The sequence below is a fragment of the Nocardia sp. 348MFTsu5.1 genome (assembly GCF_000383535.1).
GTDB lineage: Bacteria > Actinomycetota > Actinomycetes > Mycobacteriales > Mycobacteriaceae > Williamsia > Williamsia faeni.
On record NZ_KB911512.1, the window covers coordinates 204,915 to 228,107 of the forward strand.

At 64.5% G+C, this 23,193-nt stretch carries 19 protein-coding genes; 9 read left to right on the forward strand and 10 right to left on the reverse strand.

All coding sequences use genetic code 11. From position 1 onward, the window contains the following. Positions 1-59: 59 nt before the first annotated feature. Complete coding sequence (locus tag H290_RS0109370; RefSeq protein WP_020106539.1) at positions 60-3,392, reverse strand: arabinosyltransferase domain-containing protein; 3,333 nt, start codon at positions 3,390-3,392, stop codon at positions 60-62. 109 nt (positions 3,393-3,501) lie between these two features. On the opposite strand from H290_RS0109370, the gene aroQ reads away from it, so the two are divergent. The 3 genes from aroQ to H290_RS0109385 all read left to right on the forward strand — a co-directional run bounded on the left by aroQ (position 3,502) and on the right by H290_RS0109385 (position 6,770). Further along, positions 3,502-3,945: a type II 3-dehydroquinate dehydratase gene (gene aroQ / locus H290_RS0109375; RefSeq protein WP_020106540.1), complete on the forward strand. Its 444-nt coding sequence runs from the start codon at positions 3,502-3,504 to the stop codon at positions 3,943-3,945. Positions 3,946-4,266: 321 nt separating this feature from the next. Continuing rightward, complete coding sequence (locus tag H290_RS28205) at positions 4,267-5,190, forward strand: phosphatase PAP2 family protein (protein ID WP_020106541.1); 924 nt, start codon at positions 4,267-4,269, stop codon at positions 5,188-5,190. Continuing rightward, a complete protein-coding gene (locus H290_RS0109385) occupies positions 5,187-6,770 on the forward strand; it encodes a hypothetical protein (protein ID WP_036518541.1) in 1,584 nt (527 codons plus the stop codon). The genes H290_RS28205 and H290_RS0109385 overlap by 4 nt, the downstream gene beginning before the upstream one ends. A 213-nt stretch (positions 6,771-6,983) precedes the next feature. Here H290_RS0109385 and H290_RS0109390 read toward each other — a convergent pair whose 3' ends face one another. The 3 genes from H290_RS0109390 to H290_RS0109400 are packed head-to-tail and all read right to left on the reverse strand — an operon-like array spanning position 6,984 to position 11,094. After that, positions 6,984-8,870: a galactan 5-O-arabinofuranosyltransferase gene (locus H290_RS0109390; protein ID WP_020106543.1), complete on the reverse strand. Its 1,887-nt coding sequence runs from the start codon at positions 8,868-8,870 to the stop codon at positions 6,984-6,986. A 4-nt stretch (positions 8,871-8,874) separates the two neighbouring features. Further along, positions 8,875-9,636, reverse strand: coding sequence for a decaprenylphospho-beta-D-erythro-pentofuranosid-2-ulose 2-reductase (locus H290_RS0109395; protein WP_020106544.1), 762 nt, complete (start codon positions 9,634-9,636; stop codon positions 8,875-8,877). A gap of 36 nt (positions 9,637-9,672) precedes the next feature. Continuing rightward, the gene (locus H290_RS0109400; RefSeq protein WP_028462987.1) at positions 9,673-11,094 is read right to left on the reverse strand and encodes an FAD-binding oxidoreductase; all 1,422 of its coding nucleotides are present in this window, start codon (positions 11,092-11,094) and stop codon (positions 9,673-9,675) included. 223 nt (positions 11,095-11,317) lie between these two features. Here H290_RS0109400 and H290_RS0109405 point away from each other — a divergent pair, with 223 nt between their 5' ends. Next, a complete protein-coding gene (locus H290_RS0109405; protein WP_020106546.1) occupies positions 11,318-12,682 on the forward strand; it encodes an LLM class flavin-dependent oxidoreductase in 1,365 nt (454 codons plus the stop codon). Between the two features lie 9 nt (positions 12,683-12,691). Here H290_RS0109405 and H290_RS0109410 read toward each other — a convergent pair whose 3' ends face one another. Then, positions 12,692-14,227 carry an NAD(P)/FAD-dependent oxidoreductase gene (locus tag H290_RS0109410; RefSeq protein ID WP_020106547.1) on the reverse strand — a complete coding sequence of 512 codons (1,536 nt, stop codon included), beginning with the start codon at positions 14,225-14,227 and terminating at the stop codon, positions 12,692-12,694. A 182-nt stretch (positions 14,228-14,409) separates the two neighbouring features. On the opposite strand from H290_RS0109410, the gene H290_RS30170 reads away from it, so the two are divergent. The 3 genes from H290_RS30170 (at position 14,410) to H290_RS0109425 (ending at position 16,821) form a co-directional block, all read left to right on the forward strand. After that, the gene (locus H290_RS30170; protein WP_196809527.1) at positions 14,410-14,835 is read left to right on the forward strand and encodes a DUF4259 domain-containing protein; all 426 of its coding nucleotides are present in this window, start codon (positions 14,410-14,412) and stop codon (positions 14,833-14,835) included. Between the two features lie 88 nt (positions 14,836-14,923). Then, positions 14,924-16,297 (forward strand): wax ester/triacylglycerol synthase family O-acyltransferase, encoded by a 1,374-nt coding sequence (locus tag H290_RS0109420; protein ID WP_028462988.1) that lies wholly within the window; start codon positions 14,924-14,926, stop codon positions 16,295-16,297. Between the two features lie 101 nt (positions 16,298-16,398). Continuing rightward, on the forward strand, positions 16,399-16,821 hold the full coding sequence (locus H290_RS0109425) for a GtrA family protein (RefSeq protein ID WP_051121947.1): 423 nt from the start codon (positions 16,399-16,401) through the stop codon (positions 16,819-16,821). A gap of 15 nt (positions 16,822-16,836) precedes the next feature. On the opposite strand, the gene H290_RS0109430 is transcribed toward H290_RS0109425, so the two are convergent. Beyond that, on the reverse strand, positions 16,837-17,490 hold the full coding sequence (locus H290_RS0109430) for a DUF4352 domain-containing protein (RefSeq protein WP_020106551.1): 654 nt from the start codon (positions 17,488-17,490) through the stop codon (positions 16,837-16,839). 175 nt (positions 17,491-17,665) lie between these two features. Here H290_RS0109430 and H290_RS0109435 point away from each other — a divergent pair, with 175 nt between their 5' ends. Both H290_RS0109435 and H290_RS0109440 read left to right on the forward strand, forming a co-directional pair. After that, positions 17,666-18,877: a sensor histidine kinase gene (locus H290_RS0109435; RefSeq protein ID WP_231373547.1), complete on the forward strand. Its 1,212-nt coding sequence runs from the start codon at positions 17,666-17,668 to the stop codon at positions 18,875-18,877. Between the two features lie 46 nt (positions 18,878-18,923). Beyond that, the gene (locus tag H290_RS0109440) at positions 18,924-19,574 is read left to right on the forward strand and encodes a response regulator transcription factor (RefSeq protein WP_020106553.1); all 651 of its coding nucleotides are present in this window, start codon (positions 18,924-18,926) and stop codon (positions 19,572-19,574) included. On the opposite strand, the gene H290_RS0109445 is transcribed toward H290_RS0109440, so the two are convergent. The 4 genes from H290_RS0109445 to H290_RS0109460 all read right to left on the reverse strand — a co-directional run bounded on the left by H290_RS0109445 (position 19,571) and on the right by H290_RS0109460 (position 23,126). Beyond that, a complete protein-coding gene (locus H290_RS0109445; RefSeq protein WP_020106554.1) occupies positions 19,571-20,449 on the reverse strand; it encodes an LLM class flavin-dependent oxidoreductase in 879 nt (292 codons plus the stop codon). The genes H290_RS0109440 and H290_RS0109445 overlap by 4 nt on opposite strands. 116 nt (positions 20,450-20,565) lie before the next feature. Then, the gene (locus H290_RS0109450; protein WP_020106555.1) at positions 20,566-21,468 is read right to left on the reverse strand and encodes a glycosyltransferase; all 903 of its coding nucleotides are present in this window, start codon (positions 21,466-21,468) and stop codon (positions 20,566-20,568) included. Then, positions 21,461-22,258: an ABC transporter ATP-binding protein gene (locus H290_RS0109455; protein WP_020106556.1), complete on the reverse strand. Its 798-nt coding sequence runs from the start codon at positions 22,256-22,258 to the stop codon at positions 21,461-21,463. Before H290_RS0109455 ends, H290_RS0109450 begins: the two co-directional genes overlap by 8 nt. Before the next feature lie 4 nt (positions 22,259-22,262). Continuing rightward, entirely contained in the window at positions 22,263-23,126 is an 864-nt protein-coding gene (locus H290_RS0109460; protein WP_028462990.1) for an ABC transporter permease, read from the reverse strand. Positions 23,127-23,193 lie beyond the last annotated feature (67 nt).

Genomic DNA, 23,193 nt, shown 5'->3' on the forward strand with positions numbered 1-23,193 from the left:
CCGACCTGAGAGCCCGAACCTGCCCGCCCCGAACGAACGAGCGGGCGGTCCGGGCCGTCTCAGTGGCGAATCGGTGCCGGACTCCACAGGCCCGACCGCGTTGCGGTTCCCAGGTCCAGCTCGGCCACATCGGCGGGTTCACCGTATGGCTGGTACTTCACGAGCGAACCCCAGTCGCGGCCGATGTCGCCCTCGAGGTACGACGGCACCGTGGTCTGGTCCAGCGCGACCTCGATCCACCCCAGCGGTCCGCCACCGAATGCGTCGGACCAGGCGCCGACAGCCGCCAACAGATCGGCACCCGGTGCGATCCGCCACTGCGGGATCTCCGCAACGCCGTACTTGTGGCCGAACGGACGCTGGCAAGGGAAGGCCAGGCCGTTGGTCCAGTCGATCTGCACCGGATCAGTGCTGCCCACCATGGTCTGCAGAGTCTGCAGATGCGGGGTCCGTGGCGGGGTCACGGCGATGAAGCTGTCCTGCGCGAGGTTCTCGTCCTCGGCCACGATCCGGATCGCCGTGGCCTCGGCGGGGAACGAACTGCGGTAGGTGCGCAGATCACGCCATGACGGACGCGGACCCGGATCGATCATGTCGACCTCGCCGGCCACCTCGAAGTCCTCGTCGGAGGTGCCGGAACCGGTGGAGTACTCCATCGTGAGGTGCTCGATGTCGAACTCACCGGCCACTGCCATCGTCACCAGCGGGGTATCGGGGCTGCGCGGGGGCAGTCGGTACCAGGACGAGGTCAGGTACGACGGGAACTGATCGTTCTCTGAATAGCTGCCGAGAACCGGGGTTTTTGTCGCGTCGAGCCCGAACGGCAACTTCGCGTTGCTGCCGTTGATACCGGTCACGTCGGCCTCGCCGCCGCCGGTGCCACCGGCGTTGGAATTGAGGACGTCCGGCGATGTCGCGACATTGCCGCCGAGGACCCCGAGGCTGGCGGCGCTGGCAGACGAGTTGAGTGTCAACGGCAGGCCGTTGGGCGTGAACCCGGACGTCGCCGGCGGTACCGCCCCCGGCGCTTGGGTTCCGACGAGACCGCCGACGATGTTGCCGTCGACAGGTTCGAGCAGATCCGCGGTGGGATCTGGCTCGACGAGGACCTTGTCGGCCATTGCGCAGATATCACCGGTCAATGCGTCCACGTTCGACGACGGGATCGAGAACGACCCGCTCTGTTTCACTCCGGAGGCGACGGATGTGATCAGCAGGAAGACGACGACGAACACGCCCGCAACGGCGAGCGGTGAGGCGGCCAGGGTGCCCACCCAGCGTCGGCCGGGTCTGGGGGTCCCGGAGGTGCTCGATGTCGCCGAGTGCTCGAACGGTTCCCGGAAGTGGAACCAGAAGGCGGCCAGGAGTGCCACCACGCACAGATACAACAGCAGGGTGCCGAGCGCGACGCCCATCCGGACGGGCAGTGCACCCCACGGCATACCCCAATTGGAGACGTAGAAGGAGGCGTTGGGTGCAGTGAACGACAGACCCGTGATGAACAAGACCAGCGCGATGAACAGCATTCGGTTGCGCCTTGCGTGCATGGCCTCGGAGCTCACGGCGATGGCAGCGATGGCAGCCAACGCCGCGGCCAAGCCCGCGAACACGCCGAACTGATGTGTCCATTTGGTCGGTGTGAACATCAGGAAGATCAGTGACGCGAACGTGATGCCGACAATGCGCCGCGCCGGACCGAGTGCGGTGCCGGGGATCCGGCTCTTGCGGATCAGCATCGCTCCCGAGACCACGAGTCCGACCAGCATCGCGAGCACGGCGAATCGGCGTCCGATCGAACCGTTGGCCGAGAATTCGAACAGTGCGGTGTAGCGATCGAACTCGTTGAACCACTTGAGCGACGGACCGAGTGCGGTCTTCATCCTGGTCGACTGTGTGAAGGCCGCCAACGTGAGATCCGAGAACACGACGAAGATCACCGACACCCCGGCCGCGCCCACCGGTGCCAGCAGCGCGAGGTAGCTCCGAGGGCCTCCGCCGATCACCTTGGCCCTCTTGATGAGGGCCATCACCATGGGCCGGGCGCCGGCGATCAACGCGGCCACGGCCATCAGGCCGGTCGGACCGGCCGCGAGGCTGAATGCCCCGATGGTGCAGGCCACAGCGGCGGGCAGTATTCGTCCCGTCGCGATGGCACGTTCCACCGAACACCAGGTGAGCAGTGCCCCCAGGCAGATGATCGGCTCGGGGCGCAGACCGTTGTTGAACGGGAACCACGACGCCATGAACACAAACGCCGCGGTCCACGGGACGATGCGATTGGTGGTGGCCGCGCGTCCGAGCCGGGGTAGCACTTCGTGAGAGATGATGAGCCACACCAGGATTCCGCAGACCAATGCGGGTATCCGCATCCACGGGCTGGCGGTGGTGACGTGCGCGAGCCAGCCGAAGATCTGGTAATACCAGCCGAATGGGGCTTCGGGTGCGCCGTACCAGCGGTAGTAGTTGGCGGTATAGCCGGCGTGTTCGGCGACCCGCGACATGGTCAGGATGTAGCCGTCGTCGGAGGTGTTGATACCGACTATGTGCCAGATCACCAAACCGCCGATGACCACGGCGTCGCGGGCATTGAAGCGCCACCAGTTCTGCGGCAGGAATCGCCGGTGTCTACGGCCGTCGGTTCCGTCGAGGACGGCGAGTGCGCCGAGTGAGATCACCGTCAGCACGACACCGATCGCGATGGCCATCCATTTCAGCACCGTGGGGGCCGTGGTGTAGCGGTCGTCGATGGTGGCGTGCGCCGTCAGTTGAGGCAGTGTGTCGGCGGAACCGGTGAGGTCGGTGTAGATGCCGGTGAGTTGGGGGCGCTGGTCGCCGTTGGTGATCTCCCCGATCAGCGGCTCACCCTCGCTGTCGGACATGCCGACGAACTCGGCCCGCACCGATTCGAAGGTGGCGGTGACGTCGATGCGCTGACAATCCTGCGACCGGATCTGGGCGAGGGTCGCGTAGGCGACGGGGGTGTTGCGGACCACGACTTCGACGACCTGCCGGTCCAGGGCGTCGGTGGCCTGGCCCGCCTTACGGATGAACAGCCCCCGGGCGACGGCCTTCTCGGCCTCCTTCGGGAGGGTCGAGACCAGGACAGTCTGACCTTGTTGTGTCAGGTCGTCGATGGCCGGGCAGGGAATCGAGATCTGGAGATCGACCGGCACGTAGGAGATCAGTGGAGCCAGGACCGACTGCAACTTGTTTTGCTGCGGCCAGTTCAGGTCGGCGGTTGTCTGGGTGACCGGGAGCAGCGGTGTGAGCAGCGCAAGGAAGATTCCGGCGAGACCGGTGATGATCGCGGTGATCTTCGCGATGCGAACCCGGTCTCGGCTTACGGTGCCGACAGACTGCGGCGTGTTGTCTATGTCGGCGGCATCTGGCACAAGGTCAGATGCTATCGGTCGGTCGCCCGGGGTCGGCGGGCGTGTCGGATTGACCAGCGGTCGGGGTGGCGCGCATTGCACTGACCGCATTGGGTGGAAAATGGGCGCAATGAGCGAAAAGCTGCCTGTCCTGTTGCTGAACGGACCGAATCTCAACACGCTCGGGACCAGACAACCGGAGATCTACGGCTCCGAGTCCCTGGACGATGTGGTGGCGCTCGCGACCGCGACCGCCGCCGAGCACGGCTTTGCCGTCGATGCCCGGCAGACGAACCACGAGGGCGAGATGCTCGAGTGGATACAGCAGTCCCGCGGCCAGGTCAGCGGGATAGTGATCAATCCGGGCGCCTGGACCCACACCTCTATCGCACTGCGAGATGCCCTGGTGATTCCGGAGGTGCCGGTGATCGAGGTTCACATCAGCAACGTGCACTCTCGCGAGGAGTTCCGGCACCGGTCATACGTGTCGCCGATCGCCTCGGGTGTGATCGCCGGCTTCGGAATTCGTGGATATGAGTTCGCGCTGCGCCGGATCATCGACCTGGTCGGCTGAGGTCCGCCGTCACCCGCTTGACGGACATTGTGGCGAGGGTCACAAGGACCGGCGGAGAATGGTGTCAACTGGGTGGGAGCGCGCAGAACCGGACATGTTCTCCCAGTTCAGTGACCCGGACGTGTCTCGCGGGAAGGTTGTGGCGATCTACTCGGTTATGATCCAGCAGAGTCATTGCGCCCTTCCGGGCGCCGGATGAGTATGGAGTTGTACCGGGCCGCGATGTGAGCGCGGTAGTTTCGCGTTCGGCCCTGGTAATCGGGGCAGGCGTTTTCTGGGATTTGTCGAGGTGCGTGGAGGTTCTATGCGGGAGTTTTGCGTATGACGCTCCGCGATGACCGCCGACCCGCTGCCACCGACCCCAAGGGCGGCGGGCTCGATGCCGCTGACGTCGACTCCGCAGGATTTGATTCCGCGGAGTTCGACACCTATGAATCTGAACTGGTCCAGACCGGGTTTCGAGCGTTCGCCACCCGCGTCAACCGCTATCTCGCCAGGCCGCGATGGTGGCTGGAAGTCCTCATCCTCGGTGCCCTGTACGCAGTGTATTCGCTGGTCCGCAACAGCGTCGGGGATGTTGCCGACCAGGCCTACCGCAATGCAAATGACATTCTTCGCTTCGAGGATGCCTGGCACATGGCGCTCGAGCGGCCATTGAATGAACTTGTCCACACCACCGGGTGGCTTGCCAATATTGTCGCCCTGCAATACGCGACCCTGCACTTCTGGGTGACCCCGGCAGTGTTGATCTGGCTGATGTTCCGGCGCAAGCAGCACTACCGCAAGGTCAGTGGCGTGCTCATCGTCACCACGGGTCTGGCACTGATCGGCTTCTACAGCATGCCCACGGCACCCCCGCGGTTGCTCGCCGACGAAGGTTTTGTCGACGTCATGGCGCAGACCGCGTCGTGGGGTTGGTGGCCGGCGTCCGGTGCACCCGGAAGCGACGCGATATCCAACCAGTTCGCTGCCATGCCGTCGTTGCACTGCGCATGGGCGACCTGGTGCGGCGTGGTGTTGTTCTGCTTCGCGAAGTGGAATTGGGTGCGGATTCTCGGATTGCTCTACCCACTGACCACCTACTTCGTTGTGATGGGTTCGGGTAACCACTTCATTCTCGACGTCGTCGCCGGCGTGGGATTGCTGGCCATCGCAGCCCTGATCATCTACGCACCCGCTCTGCTGCGTTGGTGGCGCCACCGATCGGCTGCAACGCCGACCAGGTCCGGAGTGCCGCTCGGATGAGTTTTCCGGTCGCAACGCCGCTGTTGCGTTGGCGGCCACTGCTGCCGATGGTGCTGGCGGTGGTGGCAATTGTGTCGCTCTGGCTCGCGCATCCGACGGTCGGAGACCTGCAGGCGGCCATTGCGCGTGAAGAGGCGGCTCGTTCGGGTGTCGGACTGGGTTATTGGTTCGGTTGGTACGGCGGCGTATCCCCTGGTAGCTACTCGCTGATCGTTCCGAATCTGTCGACATTGACCGGGTCGCTACCGTTGCTGTGCATAGCGACCGCCGTCATCGTCGCGCTGTCGATCCCACTGTCCAAAGGTGCCACCCATCCCACGGCGCTGATGTGGGCGATCACCACGGCGGCGGTCCTCAACATGTTGTCGGGCCGGGTCGCCTTTTCGGTCGGCGCCGCGATCGCGCTGGCCGCGATTGTTGCGCTCAAGCGAAACCTCTTGCCGCTGGCGGCCATCGGATTGTTGGTGGCCGGTCTGGCGAGCCCGCTGGCCCCGGCGTTCGTGGGCCTGGCGGCGTTGCCGTTCGCTTTCGGGAAGGATGCCCGGGCGCGCAAGGCCTGGTGGGTTCTCGGGGGTGCTGCGCTCGGCGTCGGTGTGCCGTTCGTGATGTTCGGTGCCCCTGGCGCACAGAGTTTCCCGGTCACCACGTTGTTCTGGGTGCTGCTGATCGCGATCGGCGCCTCATTTGCGCTGACCATCCCACCTGCCCGATGGATCGTGCCGCTGGCCACCGGGGTGGCGATCCTCATGTTCCTCGTGCCGACCGGCATCGGTTCCAACCTGAGTCGGTTCTTCTGCCTGGTGCTGCCGTGCATCTGTCTGTTCTATTCGAAGAAGTCGTTGAAGTTCTTGGCGATTGCCTTGGCGCCCGCATTGGTCTATGCGGTGTTCGTGGCGACGGCGGACCAGGTGGTCGGCGCGGATTCCGGGCAGAGTGAAACCTCGTACACCCCGTTGCAGTCCCTGCTGCTCGCGCAACCGGAGATCAACAATCATCGAGTGGAACTCGTCGATGCCCAAACGCATGCCGGGGCACACAAACTCGGACTCGACATCAAACTCGCCCGCGGTTGGGAGAATCAGTCGGATTCGAGGTTCAACCCGATCTTCTACGACAAGGACGCGCTGACGTCGGACTCGTACCGGCAGTGGCTGGCCGAAAATGCCGTGGCCTTTGTTGCTGTCTCCGCGGAACCGTTGCGGCAGCTGAAGGATGAGGCCGCGATGGTGGACGACGGGCTTCCGTATCTCGATCGCATGTGGGGCAACGACGACTGGACGCTCTACCGTGTCGAGAATCCGCAGCCGATCGTGCCGTCACCGCTCACCATCGTCGCGTCGTCACCGTCCAAACTCATCCTCAACGTGCCGAACTCGTCGCCACATCCGATGCAGTTGCGCTACAACAAGTACCTTGTCGCTCGCAGCAGCGTCGACGAATCGGTGTATGCCTGCATCCAGGAGACCAAGGACAGCTGGATCACCCTGCAGGCCCCGGTGCCCGGTGAATACACCCTCGAAGGTCTTCTCTCGGTCCGAGGTGTGGTCGGTGCCCAACCGGACGGCTGCGGAGAGTCCTAGCCCTCCACTGGGCCCCTAATACCGCCGAGCGTGCCCCAATCACCGCCGAGCGTGCCCAAACCACCGCCGAGCGTGCCCAAACCACCGCCGAGCGTGCCAATAATACTCACGCCCTGGGATTTTCGGCACGGTCGACGGTGATTAAGGCACGGTCGACGGCCGGTTCGGCACGGTCGACGGTGATTAAGGCACGGTCGGCGGGGGTGGCTCGTGCTACTTACGGACGACCAACACGAACGGACCGATGTTGGTGACCGTGAACCTCGGGTCGTCGAAGACGTTGGGGTTGAACGTCACCGTGTATCGCCGGACGTTGGGGTCGTTGGGGTAGACGTCCTCGGCCAGTCGCAGTGCGTAACCTTCGGCGCTGTAGCGGAACAGGAACACCGTCGGCGGACGCCACGGCGAAGAATCCAATTGCTCGACCAGGCTGTCGGTGGTGTCGGCCTCGGACCACGTCTGGATCGCGGCGGCGCGTTTGTCGAACTCCGCCAACGGGTTTGCGTAGTGCGACGTCAGGCCCTGGAAGCCGAGGTAGGGATAGATCGACAGGAATCCGTAGTCGGCGGTCAGGACGACGGTGTCCGCCTGGGGCCTGCCCGTCTGGTGACCGATGACGTCGTTGATCTCGGGGAAGTAGCCCTGGGCACCGGGTGGGCGTTGATCGGCACGTTCCCCGTAACCGTCGGTGTCGGTGTAGGCGACGGTGATCTCGGCGGCGAGGTGGTTCGGGATGCTCTGTCCCACAGCAATTGCGGCCAGAGCCGCCAGGACGACGATCACGGTGCGGACGTCGCCGAAGCGGCGGACCGCGTACCCGGCCAGTTCGGCGAATCCATAGACCCCGGCCACGCCCAGGACCACTGCGAGAACCGGCTCCATCCGGAACGAGAGCAGCGTGGTGCCTGCCGCGGTCAGTGCCATCGACAGCAGGCAGAACAGGTAGATGGCAAAGACTGTGATGCCGTACGTCACCGCGACGGTGCGGGTCCGGAACCGCAGGACGATCCAGATCAGGCCGACCATCGTCAGGGCGCCGATCAGCGACCAGTGCAGCATCGGGGTCGGCAGCACCGCGCCGGAACCCGGCAGGTAGTGCTCGGCGGTACCACCGGAGGCGGGCTTGTTCCCGAGCCGGTCGATCAGGTACGGCGCCCAGACGATCAGGGCGACCAGGCCGGCGACGAGGCCCATCGCCACCAATCGCAGCCCGTGGTCACGCACCGCGCGCCATCGGTCCGATCGGACATCACCTGGCCGAGTTGTCTTGTTGGACTGCTGATACCAGGCCATCGCGGTGAGGTAGACCGCCATCAGGACCGTGGTCAGGGCGAACAGACCGGTGTAGAGCGTGTAGAAGGTGGCGCTGAGGCCGAGGAAGAGACCGCCGGCCAGGATCGCCGGTCTACTGCCGGAACGTAGTCCGTGCAGGATCGTGACCAGCATCGGCGCGCCGATGAGCACCAGGACCGCGGCGTAGGGCTCGGGGCTGACGTACATCAGCGCCAGGATGGTGGATGCGAGGGTGACCGCGATCGCCCGATCGGTGCGGATCATGCGCTGCCACAACGCCATCGCGATCGCGGCGGCCACCGCGATGGAGATGATCGCCCAGGGTTTGAACGCCTCCCACCCGGGCTGGCCGGTCAGGTTGGCGTAGCGCCCGCCGAGCCAGAACCAGCCGGCCGGGTAGTACGGCGGCAGGTCCGCGTACGTCATGTCCGCCAGCTGCGGGCTGTCGGTCAGACGGGTGAGATATTCGGTCCGGAACTGCTGATCGACCGAAATCCCGAACAGGTAGAGCTTGGTGGCACCCAGCGGCATCGCCAGGGTGACCGCCGCAAAAGATGAGATACCCACCCACGACAGGGGTTTGATCAGTCGGCCGGCCTTGCCGGTCCGCGAGAGCACCACGGCGATCAGCAAGATCACTATCGCCGCCACCTGGCCGGTGGTGGTGAGTGCGGTCGCGACGTTCGACGAGTTGAACGCCGGCCAGTCGACCCTGGAGATCACTGCCAGGCCGGCTCCTGAGATCACCAGGGCCACGATGGCCGCGCCGATCAGATCCCCTATCGATGACAGATGGGTCCGCATCATCGGCTCAGATGGGAAGCTTGCGGAAAATCGGCCGCGGGATGTGGCGCAGGATGATCATGACGAAGCGGAAAGGTCCCGGCGCCCAGACCAATTCCTTGCCCTTGTCGGCGGAGGTCACGGCCAGTTTGGCGACGTCCTCCTTGTTGACCGTCAGCGGAGCTTCCTTGACGTGCGCCGACAAGCGGGTGCGCACCATGCCCGGGCGGATGACCAGGACGTGGATGTTGTACTCGCGCAGTGCTTCTCCGAGCCCGAGGTAGAAGCCGTCGAGGCCGGCCTTGGTGGAGCCGTACACAAAATTGCTGCGGCGTACACGTTCTCCGGCCACCGAGCTCATCGCGATGATCTGGCCGTGGCCCTGCTCCCGCATCTTCTGGCCGAGGAGCACGCCCACGGAGACCGCGGCGGTGTAGTTGATGTTCGCGGTGAACACGGCCTTGCGCTGGTCCTGCCAGACCTCTTCGTCAACACCCTGGACACCGAAGGCGACGATGGCGACGTCGATGTCACCGCCGGCGAAGGCCTGATCGATGACGGCGGGGTGGGTGTCCGGCGTGAGGGCATCGAAGTCGATGCGCTCGACCGACGACGCACCGGCAGCCTTCATCGTCTCCACGGCCGCCTCTCCGGCGGGGTCACCGGGCATGGTGGCCAGCACCACCCGCATGGGGCCCTTCTTGAGGTACTCCGCGGTGATGGCGAGGCCGATCTCGGAGCTGCCGCCGAGAACGAGCACGGACTTGGGTACGCCTACGGCGTTGATCATGAGTGTTCCTTCTCTGGGGTTGGAAGTCTTTGTGGCTCAGGCCAGTTCGAGGCGGCGAGCCATATCCGAGATGAATACCCCGGTCGGATCGATCCGGCGCCGGGTGGCGATCCACGAGTCGATCTCGGGGTACATGGCGTGGAAGTTCTGCGCGGACGTGCGCGAATCCTTGGCCGTGTACAGGCGTCCGCCCATGGCCATCACCCGGCGGTCGAGTTCGTTCAGGTATTCGCCGAGGCCGCGCTTCACCGGGAAGTCGAGGCAGACGTTCCAGCCGCGGAACGGGAAGCTCAGCGGAGCCTGGTTGCCTTCACCGAACAGCTTGATCACATTGAGGAAGCTGACGTGTCCGGAGGCCTGGATATCGGCGATGATCGATTTGAATTCATCCTCATTGCCGGTGGGCACAATGAATTGATATTGCGTGAATCCGCCCGTGCGTCCGTAGGCGCGATTCCATTCACCGAAGATATCGAGAATGTGGTAGAACTGCGCCAAATTCTTGACCTGACCGGTTTTATTCGAACCCATCCGGTAATAGGCCTCGCCGACGATCGAGAAGTCGAACTTGTTGGCCAGGCCGTTGGGGAACACGTCCGGGAACGTCAGCAGGGGCTTGCCGTTGAACTTCAGCGGATCCTTCTGAAGTTTCGCCGGCAGCTGGTCCAGGGTGGCGAGGTTGCCCCGGCTGAATGATCCGCGGCCGAGCTTCGGTGGCTTGCTGATCGAGTCGAACCAGCCCGAGGCGTACTCGTAGCCGTCTTCGAACCCGTCCTCGAGGTGCAGTGCGATGGTTTCGTCGAGGCTCGCCGTGGTGGCGGTGTCGGCGATGAAGTAGGCACTCTCGGTGCGCTTCATCTGGACCTTTGCGCGCAGAATGATGCCGGTCAGGCCGATGCCGGCGACCGTGGCCCAGAACAGGTCGCCGCCCGGATCGTCGGAGGTGCCCGACGGGGTGAGTGTGAGGATGCGTCCGTCGGCGACCAGCAGCGTGATCTCGACCACGTGCTGACCGAAACTGCCTGCACTGTGGTGGTTCTTGCCGTGGATGTCGTGGGCGATGGCGCCGCCGATGGTGACCTGGCGGGTGCCCGGCAGGACCGGTACCCACAGGCCGAACGGCAGGGCCACTGCCATCAGGTCGTCGAGTGAGACGCCGGCGTCGAGGTCGACGATCCCGGTGGTGTCGTCGATCGAGTGGATGCGTTTGAGCTGCGTCATGTCGATGGTCAGCCCACCGATGTTCTGCGCGGACTCGTTGTAAGAACGTCCCAGGCCGCGCGCGATGACACCGCGACGCAGGTAGGACGGCTTGTCGGCATTTGCATCGGCAACCTGCGCGACAGCCTTGGCGATCACCTCGACATCGGGTGTGGCCAGCACGTGACCCTCGATCGGCGTCGTGCGGCTCCAGCCGACGAGCTTGCGGGTTTCAATGGGCAATTCAGCGGTAGACATCGACTCAGAGACTACCTGGGGCGGCCATGCCCACCGCCGGTGTCAGGGTCAACGGGCGATAGGCCAACCCCTGAGATCGTCCCCGAGAGCACCCGCGGCCGGCATATCGCCATCTGCTACCCCAGATCGCGACGATCTCAGGGCCCCAACGTGCACTCACCGGTTGCGCCCAGGGTGCGCACAACCGGTGTGTTCGGCTCAAACCTGTTCGAGACTCGGTGGCATGACGACTTCATCGGGTTCCCGGCCTGCTCGCAGACAGCTCCATCTCAATGCCTTCCTCTGGGGCGTCGGGCAGCACGAGGCCGCGTGGCGGCACCCGCTGACCACGGAGAGTGACGTGCTCAACGTCGCGCACTATCAGAATCTCGGCCGCATCGCCGAACGCGGGAAACTGGATTCGCTGTTCTTCGCCGACGCCTTACAGGTCGATTCCCGCATCAAGCACAACTCGCTGTTTCTTCTCGATCCGGTCACGCTGCTCTCGGCGATCGCGGTGGCCACCGAGCGGATCGGCTTGATCGGGACCGCGTCGACCACGTACTCCGATCCGTACACGGTGGCGCGCAGGTTCGCGACGCTCGACCACATCAGCGGCGGACGGGCGGGCTGGAACATCGTTACCGGCCACCAGCTCGAAGAGGCTGCGAACTTTGGTCTCGACGCTCCACCACTGCACAGCGAAAGATATGCGCGTGGAGCCGAATTCGTCGACGTTGCGCTCGAGCTGTGGGACAGCTGGGAGGACGACGCGTTGCGGCTGGACGTCGAGTCGGGCCTCTTCGCCGACCCGGACAAGATTCACACCATCGACCACGAGGGTGAGCACTTCCGGATTCGTGGTCCGCTCAGCTCGCCGCGGTCGGCGCAGGGGCACCCGCTGCTCGTGCAGGCCGGATCCTCGGAGGCCGGAAAGGATTTCGCGGCGCGGTACGCCGAGGCGGTCTTCACCGCGCAGTACACCCTCGAGCAGGGGCAGGAGTTCTACCGCGACCTGAAGGCGCGGGTGGTGAAGGCGGGCCGTAGTGCCGACGATCTGAAGGTACTTCCCGGCTTCTATCCGTTCATCGGCGATACGGAGGAGGAGGCACGGGCGCTGGAACAGTCCTTCAATGATCTGAAATCGACGGAATTCGCGCTCAAGCAACTCTCCGTCATAGTCGGCGTCGATCTCGACGAGGATTCGCTCGACTCCCCGCTGCCGCCGCTGCCGTCGGTCGAGGATTTCGACGGTCAGAAGAGCCGCCTCCAGCTGGTGAAGGACCTCGCCGGGGACGGCAAGCACACCGTGCGCGAGGTCCTCGAACTGCTCAGCGGCGGCCGCGGGCATCGCACGTTCGTCGGCACGGCGGAGCAGGTGGCCGACGAGATCGAGCTGTGGTTCACCGAGGGCGCGGCGGACGGGTTCAACATCATGCCGCCGTACCTGCCGGGCGGACTGGAGACCTTCGTCGATCGGGTCGTGCCGATCCTGCAGCAGCGAGGGCTGTTCCGCACCGACTACACGTCGACGACGCTGCGCGGCAACTACGGCCTGAGCGAGCCGGTCAACCGGCATGTCGCGATTCCGTCGGAGGCGACCGCCTGACTCTGCTCGTCAGGCGCCCAGCACCGCCGCGGCAGCATTGTGGCCGGGGATGCCACTGACCCCGCCGCCGCGGCGGGCTCCGGCACCGGCGATCAGGAGCCGGGGATGTTTCGTCTCGACACCCCAGGTTCCGACATCGTCGGAGGTCGGCGCCCACGGCCACTGCAGCGGCCGGTGAAAGATGTTGCCGCCCGGCAATCCGACGGCGTCCTGCAACTCCAGCGGGGTCTTCGCCTCGATACACGGGTCGCCGTTGATGTCGGTCGCGATGACGTCGGCGATGGGTTCGTCCAGCACTGAGTCCAGCGCGGCCAGAGTTGCTTGCACGGCTTGATCTTTCGCGCCCGAAGAGGTGAACAACTCCGGTGGCATGTGCAGGCCGAACAGTGTGAGTGTGTGCATTCCGGTCAGTGATGGGCCGAGGATGCTGGGGTCGGACAGTGTGTGGCAGTAGATCTCGCAGGGCGGTGTGGACGGGATCGAACCGGTCGCGGCCTCCTGATATGACCGTCCGAGTGCATCGAAACCCTCGTGGATATGGAAGGTCCCGGAGAACGCGACACCCGGTGCGACGGTGTGGTCCCGGAGTTTCGGCAGTCGCCGGAGCAACACGTTGATCTTCAGTTGCGCGCCCTGCGGCGGTGGTCCACCGACAGTCGGGGTGTCGAGCAGGCTGTCGAGAACCGCCGGCGCGCAGGCGGCATGGATGAACTCGGCGGCCGCAGCGCCTCCCGGCCAGCCGACCCGTCCGTCTTCGGCGTCGATGGCGGTGACCTCGACCCCGGTCCGGATCTCGGCGCCGGCCGCGACCGCTGCCGCTGCCAGTGCGCCGGACACCGCGCCCATGCCGCCGACCGGTACGTCCCAGTCTCCGGTGCCGCCGCCGATCAGGTGATAGAGCAGGCAGACGTTCTGCAGCAGCGACGGGTCGTAGAGGTCGGCGAAGGTGCCGATCAAACCATCGGTCGCGACGATGCCGCGGACGACGTCGTCGCTGAACCTGCTGTCGATGATGGTGCCGAGCGGTGTGCTCGTCAGCTGTTCCCAGAGGTCCATCGCATCGAGGTCGGTCGCGGCGACGGACGCCATCTCGTCGGCGCTCATCAGCGGACGCAGCATCGTCGGGAAGACGCCCTCGGCGACCGTCGCCATCGCGCCGTAGAAGTTCTGCCAGGCCGCGAAGTCGTGGTCGGATCCGGTGGCGGCGCGAAACGACGCTGCGGTGGCCTTGTCGTCGGCGGTGTCGACCAGGAGTCCGCGGGTGGGGTCGGCGGGCAATGGCGTGTACGACGAGTAGCGGCGCCGGATCAGTGTGATGTCGAGGTCGAGATCAGTGATGATCTGCCGGGGCATCAGCGACACCAGATACGAATAGCGGGAGAGCCGGGCATCCATGCCCGGGAAAGGCCGGGCCGAAACGGTTGCCCCGCCGACGTGGCCGGATCGCTCGAGGACGAGCACCTTGCGTCCGGCGCGCGCGAGGTAGGCGGCGGCGGTGAGCCCGTTGTGACCGGCACCGATCACGATGTCGTCGTATGTCTCCATGGGGTCATGATGCCGTGTTCGGCAATTGTGTGATTTATCTCGAAATCAGAAAACACTCGTGTTGTTCAAATGGGAAACTCAGAGAACTCTCAGTAATCGCTGCGCGGATTCAATATGTGGCGAGGTAATGTTTTTTGCAATACGCATTCGCATCAATGTCGAGGTGAATGGGAAAGGTGGCCATGGAAGCGTGGGGAATCGGGGTTTTTGACAACGACGCAGCTGTCGGCTGGGCCGACCGCTTCGACCGTTCGACGCCACCGGCGCGAGCCGCCGTGGTTCGCTCGGCGTTGCAGTCCGTCGCCGGTGCCGACAATTCCGGATCCGCAGCGCTGGCCGCCGCCGCTGTTGTCGCCTCCGCGCTTCCCGGTGGTCGGCTACTGTCCGCCGGGTACGGCCCGAAAGGTCTGTCCGAGAACCAGTTTCAGGTGACGCCCGACCTACCGGGCCTGGCTTTGCGGGCGTTGTCCAAGGTGAGGGTCCCGGAGTCGGCGTGGTCACGTCAGTGGCGCGAGGCGGGCTTGCTCGACGACGCGGTGGCGGTCGTCGACGCAGTCATGGATGAGATCGAAGTACGCCGCGACCTCGGTCTGGAGCGGGCGAGCTAGTGGTACGACCGTGCGTGATTCTCGGTGAGAGGGCCCAGAGCGCCGGGAGCTTGTAGCCTGAGTCACACCAGTGACACGGGGAGTTGCAATGCCATATATGCCGATCACCGAATCGATGTTTCTCCTGGCCGAATCGCGGGAGCATCCGATGCACGTCGGAGGCCTGCAGATATACGAACCGGCTCCGGGCGACGACGACCTCGGTGAGCAGATGTTCGAGACGTTCCAGGCCCAATCTGATGTCCACCGGCTTTTCCGAAAACGGCCGGCGTCGCCCGTGGGCCTCATGGGCACTGTCCGCTGGACCTATGACAAGGACGTCGATCTCGAATATCACGTCCGCCGAACCGTGCTGCCACGTCCGGGACGGGTGCGTGAACTGCTGCGTTATGTCTCGGCGAACCACGGTGCACTCCTCGATCGGCATCGACCGATGTGGGAATTGCACCTCATCGAGGGGCTCGCCGACGGGCGGGTTGCCATGTACACAAAGATTCACCACTCGCTGGTCGACGGTGTATCTGCGCTCAAACTGCTCGAGAAGACCCTGTCTCCCGACCCGGATGCCCGGACAGCGCGGGCGCCCTGGGACCCCACCTTGTTTGATTCCCGACCCAAGCCGGACTCGGACGAGTCCGAATCCGGGAACTGGCTCTCCGAAGGACTCAAGGTGGCCGGTGAACTCGTGGGGTTCCTTCCGGCGTCAGCCCGCGTCGGACTCCGAGCCGTACGCGACCACAACCTGATCGTCCCGATGCAGGCGCCGAGGACCATGTTCAACGTGCCGATCGGCGGCGCTCGCCGATTCGCCGGAGAACAGTGGTCGGCCACCCGCTTGCATGCGGTGGCATCGGGCCTGGGCATCACACTGAACGATGTGGTGATGGCGATGTGCGCGGGCGCCCTGCGCTCATATCTCATCGACCAGAACGCCCTGCCCGACGAACCGCTGATCGCGATGATGCCGGTGTCGATGCACGCCAAGGACGACGACTCATCCGAGGGCAACGCGATCACCGCGATCCTGGCGAATCTCGCCACCGACCAGCCCGATCCCGAACGACGTCTGGCCACCCTGGTCGACTCGACAACCGCGAGCAAGCAGGTGATCAGGGGACTGAGCCCCTTGCAGGCGATGGGCTACGGCGCCGTCATCGCGGCGCCGCTCGCCCTCACAGCGGTGCCCGGGTACGTCCGGATGACCCCGCCGCCGTTCAACCTCATCATCTCGAATGTCGCAGGGCCGAAGCATGATCTGTACTGGAACGGAGCCCGGCTCGACGGGGTGTTCCCGGCGTCGATCGCGATGGACGGCCAGGCCCTGAACATCACCGTGACCACCAACGGTGACATGGTGAACTTCGGGGTCACCGGTGCGCGTGCGGAGGTCCCGAGCCTGCAGCGGATCCTGACCCACCTCGACACCGCGTTGGAGGAGCTGGAAAAGCTCTGCCACCCCTGATTACCCGGCCTCGTGATCAGGCTGTCGGCCGCCGGTGATCGGGTTGCCGCTAGGGTGTCGGGGTGGCAGAAGAGCAGGCCGAGGGGCAACGGACAACCGAACTGGATGCGGCGATCGCTGTGCCGACGCCGGCCGGTGGCGATCTGAAGACCCAAATTGTCCGATTCGTCATCACCGGCGCGGCGTCGGGAGTGCTGGATCTCGGGCTGACTCTGATCTTCCAGTACCTGCTGGGTTTCCCGGAATGGGCCGCCAAGTCGATCGGCTTTTTCTGCGGCACCACGATGGCCTACCTCATCAACCGCAGATGGACCTTCAAGGCCGAGCCGAGCGTGGCCCGCTTCGTGTCGGTCACACTGCTCTACCTGGTGACCTTCGTCGTTCAGGTGGGCATCTACACCCTGCTGTCGCGCACCTGGGACGACACGGTGCTGTGGAGCCTGCTCGCCTACGTCGTCGCCCAGGGCACAGCCACCGTCATCAACTTCGTGGTGCAGCGGACGGTCATCTTCAAGATCCGCTGACCACGACCTGTCCCACTACAGGGTGTTGACCCACGCCAGACGGTCCGACGACAGCGAGAACGTGTCTTCGAACAACACCACGTAGGTTCCGGGCGGGGTACCCGCGGCAGCGTCGAAGCAGACGTCTCCGGCTGTCTGTCCGCCCGGCGCGATCTCACCCGAACTCAGTAGTTGTTTCTCCGGCGCGAAGGTGGCCTTGAGGATGGTGCCGCTGGGATCTTGCAAGCTCCAATCGAAATAGCCGTTGAAGTCGTTCTGCTTCGAGCCCACATTCTTGATCGTGACAGTGCTGCACACGTAATCACCGAAGTCAGAACTGGCGGCCACCAGTGGCATCACGGTGTACGCGAGATCATCGCTCGTGATCGTGTCACCTCCGGCGGCAGCGGTGTCATCGTCCAATTTCCCCGGGAAGTCGAGCCCGGAATCCTCGGCTGCCGACGGCTGCGCCGCCGCTGTGTTCGACGCCTTGGTGACACTTGCATCGTCGTCACCGCTGCTGCCGGCGATGATCGCGGTGCAGGCGCCGATCAGCAGGATCGGCACACCGATGACCACCCAGGGCCAGACCTTGCGCTTCTTCTTGGGTGGCTGCTGGTACGGACCCTGAGCGGGGTTGTAGGGCTGGTTGTAGGGATTGTTGTCGCCTGGCTGGCCGGGAACGGTCATGGCAGATCCTCCTGAGTGGGTGGTTGGCTTGGTGAGAAACAGCTCACCGCAACCGGATGCCCGCGCACCTCCTGCAAAGGGACGGCACCACTCATCCGTTCGGACAGAGAATCGACGGAACCCGGACCGTTCGGCCGATCGCGGAACGTCCGAGGTGCGCCGTAGCCTCCATACCGTGACAAATACTTCCGGCGACACCATCCGGCGCCGGCTTTGGACCACCGGGGCCGTGAGCCTGAGCGTGTTCGGGTCGATTCTGGCGGTTGCGCTCACACAAGAGTCCGGCAGTGTCCCGGTGTGGAACTCCACCATCGGGTTGCTGCTGAACCTGGTCGCGGCCGCAGCGCTCGTCTGGCGGCACCGGTTCCCGTTGCCGGTGCTGGCCGTGGCGGTCGTGGGCCCGCTGTTCTTCTCGACCGACGCCACCGCTGCCCTCATCGCGCTGTACGCGGTGGCCCAGGTCGAGCGCGGGATCCGGCTGGCTCTGGCAGTTTTCGCTGCATACCTGGCCGCGGGGATGTCGCTGGTGTACGACACCATGCGCACCCGGGACAATTCCATCCTCACCATGGGTTCTGCGCGCCCTGAAGAAGGTGCGCCACTACCGACTTGGGATGTACCGCTGTGGATTCCTTGGGTGGTGTCCGCGCTTCTGGTGGGCATCGTCGCGACCGTTGCACTGCTGCGGCACACCCAGGTGGAGCTGGCGCGGGCACAGGTCAGTCGGGACCGGGCAACCAAGCAAACCGACGTGATGCGCGACGAGATGATCCGAACCGAGGAACGCACCCGCATCGCACGCGACATGCACGACACTCTTGCCGCGAGCCTGAGCCGGATCTCTCTGATGGCCGGGGCCGTTCAGGTGGGCGGCACCGACAACCCGGAGAAGATCGTCAACAACGCGTCTCTGATCCGGGCGACAGCGCACGATGCACTCGACGACCTCAAGAACATCGTCGGTGTCCTGCGCGGGTCGGCGTCGCAACAGCACAGTGGCCATCAGGGGATCGATGCCGTCGCGGAGTTGGTGCAGGGCGCGCGGGCCGCGGGCCTGCATGCCACTCTCTACACCGATCTGTCGCCCGGCGACGTCGGTACCGTCTCCGGCCACGTCACCTACCGGGTGGTGCAGGAATCGCTCACCAACGCGCAGAAATATGCCGGTGATCAGGTCATCCGGATCTCGATCGTCGGTGCCGGCGAGCACGGGATCCGTATCAACATCTGTAATCAGCTCAGCAGTCGACCGCCGGCGGTTCCCAGCGGGTCCCGGTCGGGGCTGGTCGGACTTGCCGAGCAGACACGAGATGTCGGTGGCACGTTCCACGCGGGTGTCGTCGGAGGTGAATTCGTCACCGATTGCTGGCTGCCCTGGTATTCCTAGTGTCGCGGGTCCCGCTGTCGGCAGGGGGTAATACCCTGAGCACACCATGACCGGACCACGCCCCATCACCGTGCTCATCGCCGACGACGATCCGTTTGTCCGGCGCGGTGTCTCGGATATTTTTGCCGCCACCGAGGACATCGTCGTGGTCGCCGATGTCGAGGACGGTGATCAGGTTCTGGCCGCTGTTCAGCAGTTCCGGCCACACGTGGTGCTGATGGATCTGAAGATGAAACGGGTCGGCGGTCTCGATGCCACCCGCGCGCTGATGACCTTGACCAATCCTCCCCGGGTCATCGCCATGACCGCGATGGATGTGGACGACCTTGTTGTACAGGCGGTCTCGGCCGGCGCCCACAGTTTCCTGAGCAAGGACGAACCGCCGCAGACGTTCTCGCAGTCCGTCCGCGCGGTTGCCGCCGGCAATACGTTGTTCAGCCAGGAGTCGTTGCGCCGCATCGTGCAAGGCCGCCCACCTGCGGCCGCCGTCCCTTCCGAGATCGACAAGTTGAGCGGCCGCGAGCGCGACGTATTGCGGGCGATGGCCACCGGAGCTCCCAACGCGGCCATCGCCTCCGACCTGTTCCTGAGCGAGACAACCGTCAAAACCCATGTGTCCGCGGTCTTCACCAAGCTCGGCGCCCGCAATCGCGTCGAGGCGGCGCTCGTCGCCTTCCGGGCCGGTCTGGTGAGCTAGCCGTTGACCTTGCTGATCACCGAGTCGGCAAACATGTTGAGATGGTCGATCTTCTTCTGTAGCGGTTCGGTGTCGTTCCCGACGATGTAGGGGATGCGGAATCCGACGATCACGTCGGTGATGCCTTTGTCTTCCAGGCGCTTGCAGCCATCGGGCGTGTAGGCGTCGAGGGAGATCACATGAATCTCGAAGGGGTCGTTGATCTTTCCCTCCGCTTTGCGGATGTCCTGAATCTTGTCGAGGAGTGAATCGAGTTCCTCGGGTTGTCCGCCGCCGTGCATCCAGCCGTCGCCGCGGATCACCGCGCGTTTGAGCGCGAGGTCGGCGTGACCGCCGACCAGCAGTGGAATCGGTTGTGTGGGAGCGGGATTCATCTTGATCTTGGGGATGTCGTAGAACTCCCCGTGGAACTCGAAGTACTCACCGGTGCTCAGCCCGCGGATGATGTCCATACACTCGTTCATGCGCCTGCCCTTGCGCTTCGGATCGACACCCATGATGTCGTAGTCCTCGGCCCACGGGCTGGTGCCGACGCCGAGCGCAAATCTGTTGTTGGTCAGTACCGCAACCGACATGGCCTGCTTTGCCACCAGCGCCGGTGGCCGGACGGGCAGCTTGAGAACAAACGGGTTGAACCGGATCTTCTCGGTGACCGCACCCATCGCCGCCGCCATCACAAATGTCTCGATGAACGCTTTGCCATCGAGGAACTCTCGGTTGCCGTCCTCGGTGTAGGGATACGTCGAGTCCGACTCCTCGGGGTAGGCGATCGAATCGGGGATCGTGAATCCCTCGTATCCGGCCTCCTCTGCCGCTTTCGCCAGCGGCAGATAGTAGCTCGGATCCGTCATTGCCTCGGCGAACGTGAACCGCATGATCCTCCTAGAATCGTCGTGCGGTCCATGGTAGAACATGTTCTAGTTTCTGCGGACGCGATTGGGTTGAGTTGCCGCCATCGCAGGTGAGGATGGTGCGGATACTTCGGGAAGATTCAGGGCTTGCGAAAGCGCTCGCGGCGACCGAGTGACTGCAGCCGCAGCCAATTCTTGAACCCGGCCACATCGCGCTGCTGAACCAGGAAATACCAGCCGAATCGCGCGTATTCCTGTGGCAGGAGTCGGCGCATCCCCGGCCGGCTCATCAGGTACCCGCGGTTCCGGTAGGTGAAGAACCGCTTGGTCTCGTTGTCGGGGTACTGGGTGTGCATGCGACCACCGAGGATGGGACGGAACTCACCGCTGCCGTCGGGATGGAGGTACGCGGTGGTCAGGCAGGTTCCGAAGCTTAGGCCCGACCGCACCAGACGGCGGTGCATCTCGACCTCATCTCCACGGACGAACAGGCGCAGGTCGGGTACACCCACCGCGTCGACCGCCGCAGCCGAGAACAAGGCGCCGTTCATCAGGGACGCGATGCCGGGGAGGAGATCCGAGGTCTCCCCGTCGGCGAAGAGTTCGGACCGTTTGCGGCGCCAGACCAGGCCGCGGCGCAGCGGGAAGGCGAGAGTTTCGGGGTTGTCGATGTTGCAGACAACAGGTGAGACCTCGTCGAGTTGGTGAGTGGTCGCGCAATCGAGCAGCGTCTGCAGCACCTCGGGGCCCTCTGGCCGGCCGTCGTCGTCGGCGCACCAGATCCAGTCGGCACCCAGGGCCAGTGCCTGCAGCATTCCGAGCGCGAATCCTCCGGCGCCGCCGAGGTTGTGTGCCGAACCGACATAGGTGACGGGAACAGGTTGGGCGGCAACGAGTTCGGCGACGGCGCTGTCGTTGTCGTTGTCCACGACCACAAGGTGATCGACGGCCCGGTTCTGATTCGACAGGACGGCCAGCGACTGCTCGAGGAGCTGCAGCCGACGGTGGGTCACCACCACGGCGATGACCTTGGCGTCAGGCATCTTTTTCGACCTCGGCCAGGACTTCCCGCACGTGACGGGCGGCGTCGGGGCCCTCGTAGGCGCCGACGACCTCTTCGATGCCGCCGTCCATCCGGATCGAGCCGTGATCGATCCACAGCGCGCGGTCGCAGAGTTGCGCGAGGAATTCGTTGGAATGGCTGGCGAACACCAGGATGCCGGAGCGTTTCACCAACTCCTGCAACCGGATCCGGGCCTTCTTCATGAACTCGGCATCGACCGCGCCGATGCCTTCGTCGAGGATCAGGATCTCGGGATCGATCGACGTGACGACACCGAGCGCGACGCGCACGCGCATGCCGGTGGAATACGTGCGCAGCGGCATCGACAGGTAATCGCCGAGTTCGGTGAACTCTGCGATGTCGTCCATCTTCTTCAGCATCTCGCGGCGGCTCATCCCGAGGAACATGCCGCGGATGACGATGTTCTCGTAGCCCGAGATCTCGGGATCCATGCCGACACCGAGGTCGAAGACCGGAGCCACCCGGCCCTTGATCGAGCAGGATCCGCGGGTGGGCTCGTAGATGCCGGAAAGCAGTCGCAGCAGCGTGGACTTGCCGGCGCCGTTGTGACCGACCAGACCGATGCGGTCACCGTGGGACAGATGCAGATCGACGTTCTTGAGCGCTTCGACCACAACAACATTGGATTCGTTGGATCCGATCACGCCACCGGCGCGGCCGAGAACGGATTTCTTGAGCGACCTGGTCTTCGCATCGAAGATCGGGAAATCGACGCAGGCATCCCAGGTATCGACTCGGACTTGACTCATGACCTCACACCCAATACGACACGCGGGCACGGTAATTACGCAGAATCAGCAGCGCCATGGCCCATCCGATGGCAGTGCATGCGATGACGATCAGCCAGTGGTAGAGCGCCACCGATTCACCCAGCAGCGGACCGCGGGTGATTTCCAGGTAGTGGTACATCGGGTTGAGCTGGACCAGTTTGACCCGGCTGGAGTTGGCGCCCGCGTTCTCCTCGAGGTCGGTCGCGCTCCAGATGATCGGGGTCATGAAGAAGACGAGCTGAACCGCGGTGACGAGCAACTGCCCGATGTCGCGGAAGCGGGTGGACAGGATGCCGAACACGATCGACACCCAGACCGCGTTCACCACAAACAGTGCGATGCCGGGGATCACCAGGATCACCGTCCAGGTCACCGGCTGCGGGAAGATGATCAACAGGACCGCGTAGAGCGGGATGTTGTGGAGGAAGATGATCAGCTGGCGCCAGGCCAGCCGGTAGACGTGCACGCTGAGCGGGGCCGGGATCTGCTTGATCAGGCCTTCGTTGGTGGTGAAGAGGTCAGCACCCTCGAGGATCGATCCCTGGATGAAGTTCCAGAAGATGAACCCGAGCATGACGTACGGCAGGAACGAGCTGATGTCGTTGCCGAACAGCTGCGAGTAGAGCAGGCCCATGGCCACGGCGGTGACGGCGGTGGCGATGGTGATCCACAGAGGTCCGAGCAGCGACCGGCGGTAGCGCTGCTTGATGTCCTGCCAGCCGAGGAGCAGCCAGAGCTCGGAATGCTTGAAGCCTGATGTGAGGTCGCCGAAGGCCCGACGGAACGTCCGCGAATCGGACTCCGCCGGTGGGGGCCGCAAAGGCACTTCATCGGCTGCTGTTGACACGAGAGTCGAGACTACCGCCACGGGACTTCCGGCTGACGCGCCCGTGGGTCGAGTGCCAGAGATATTG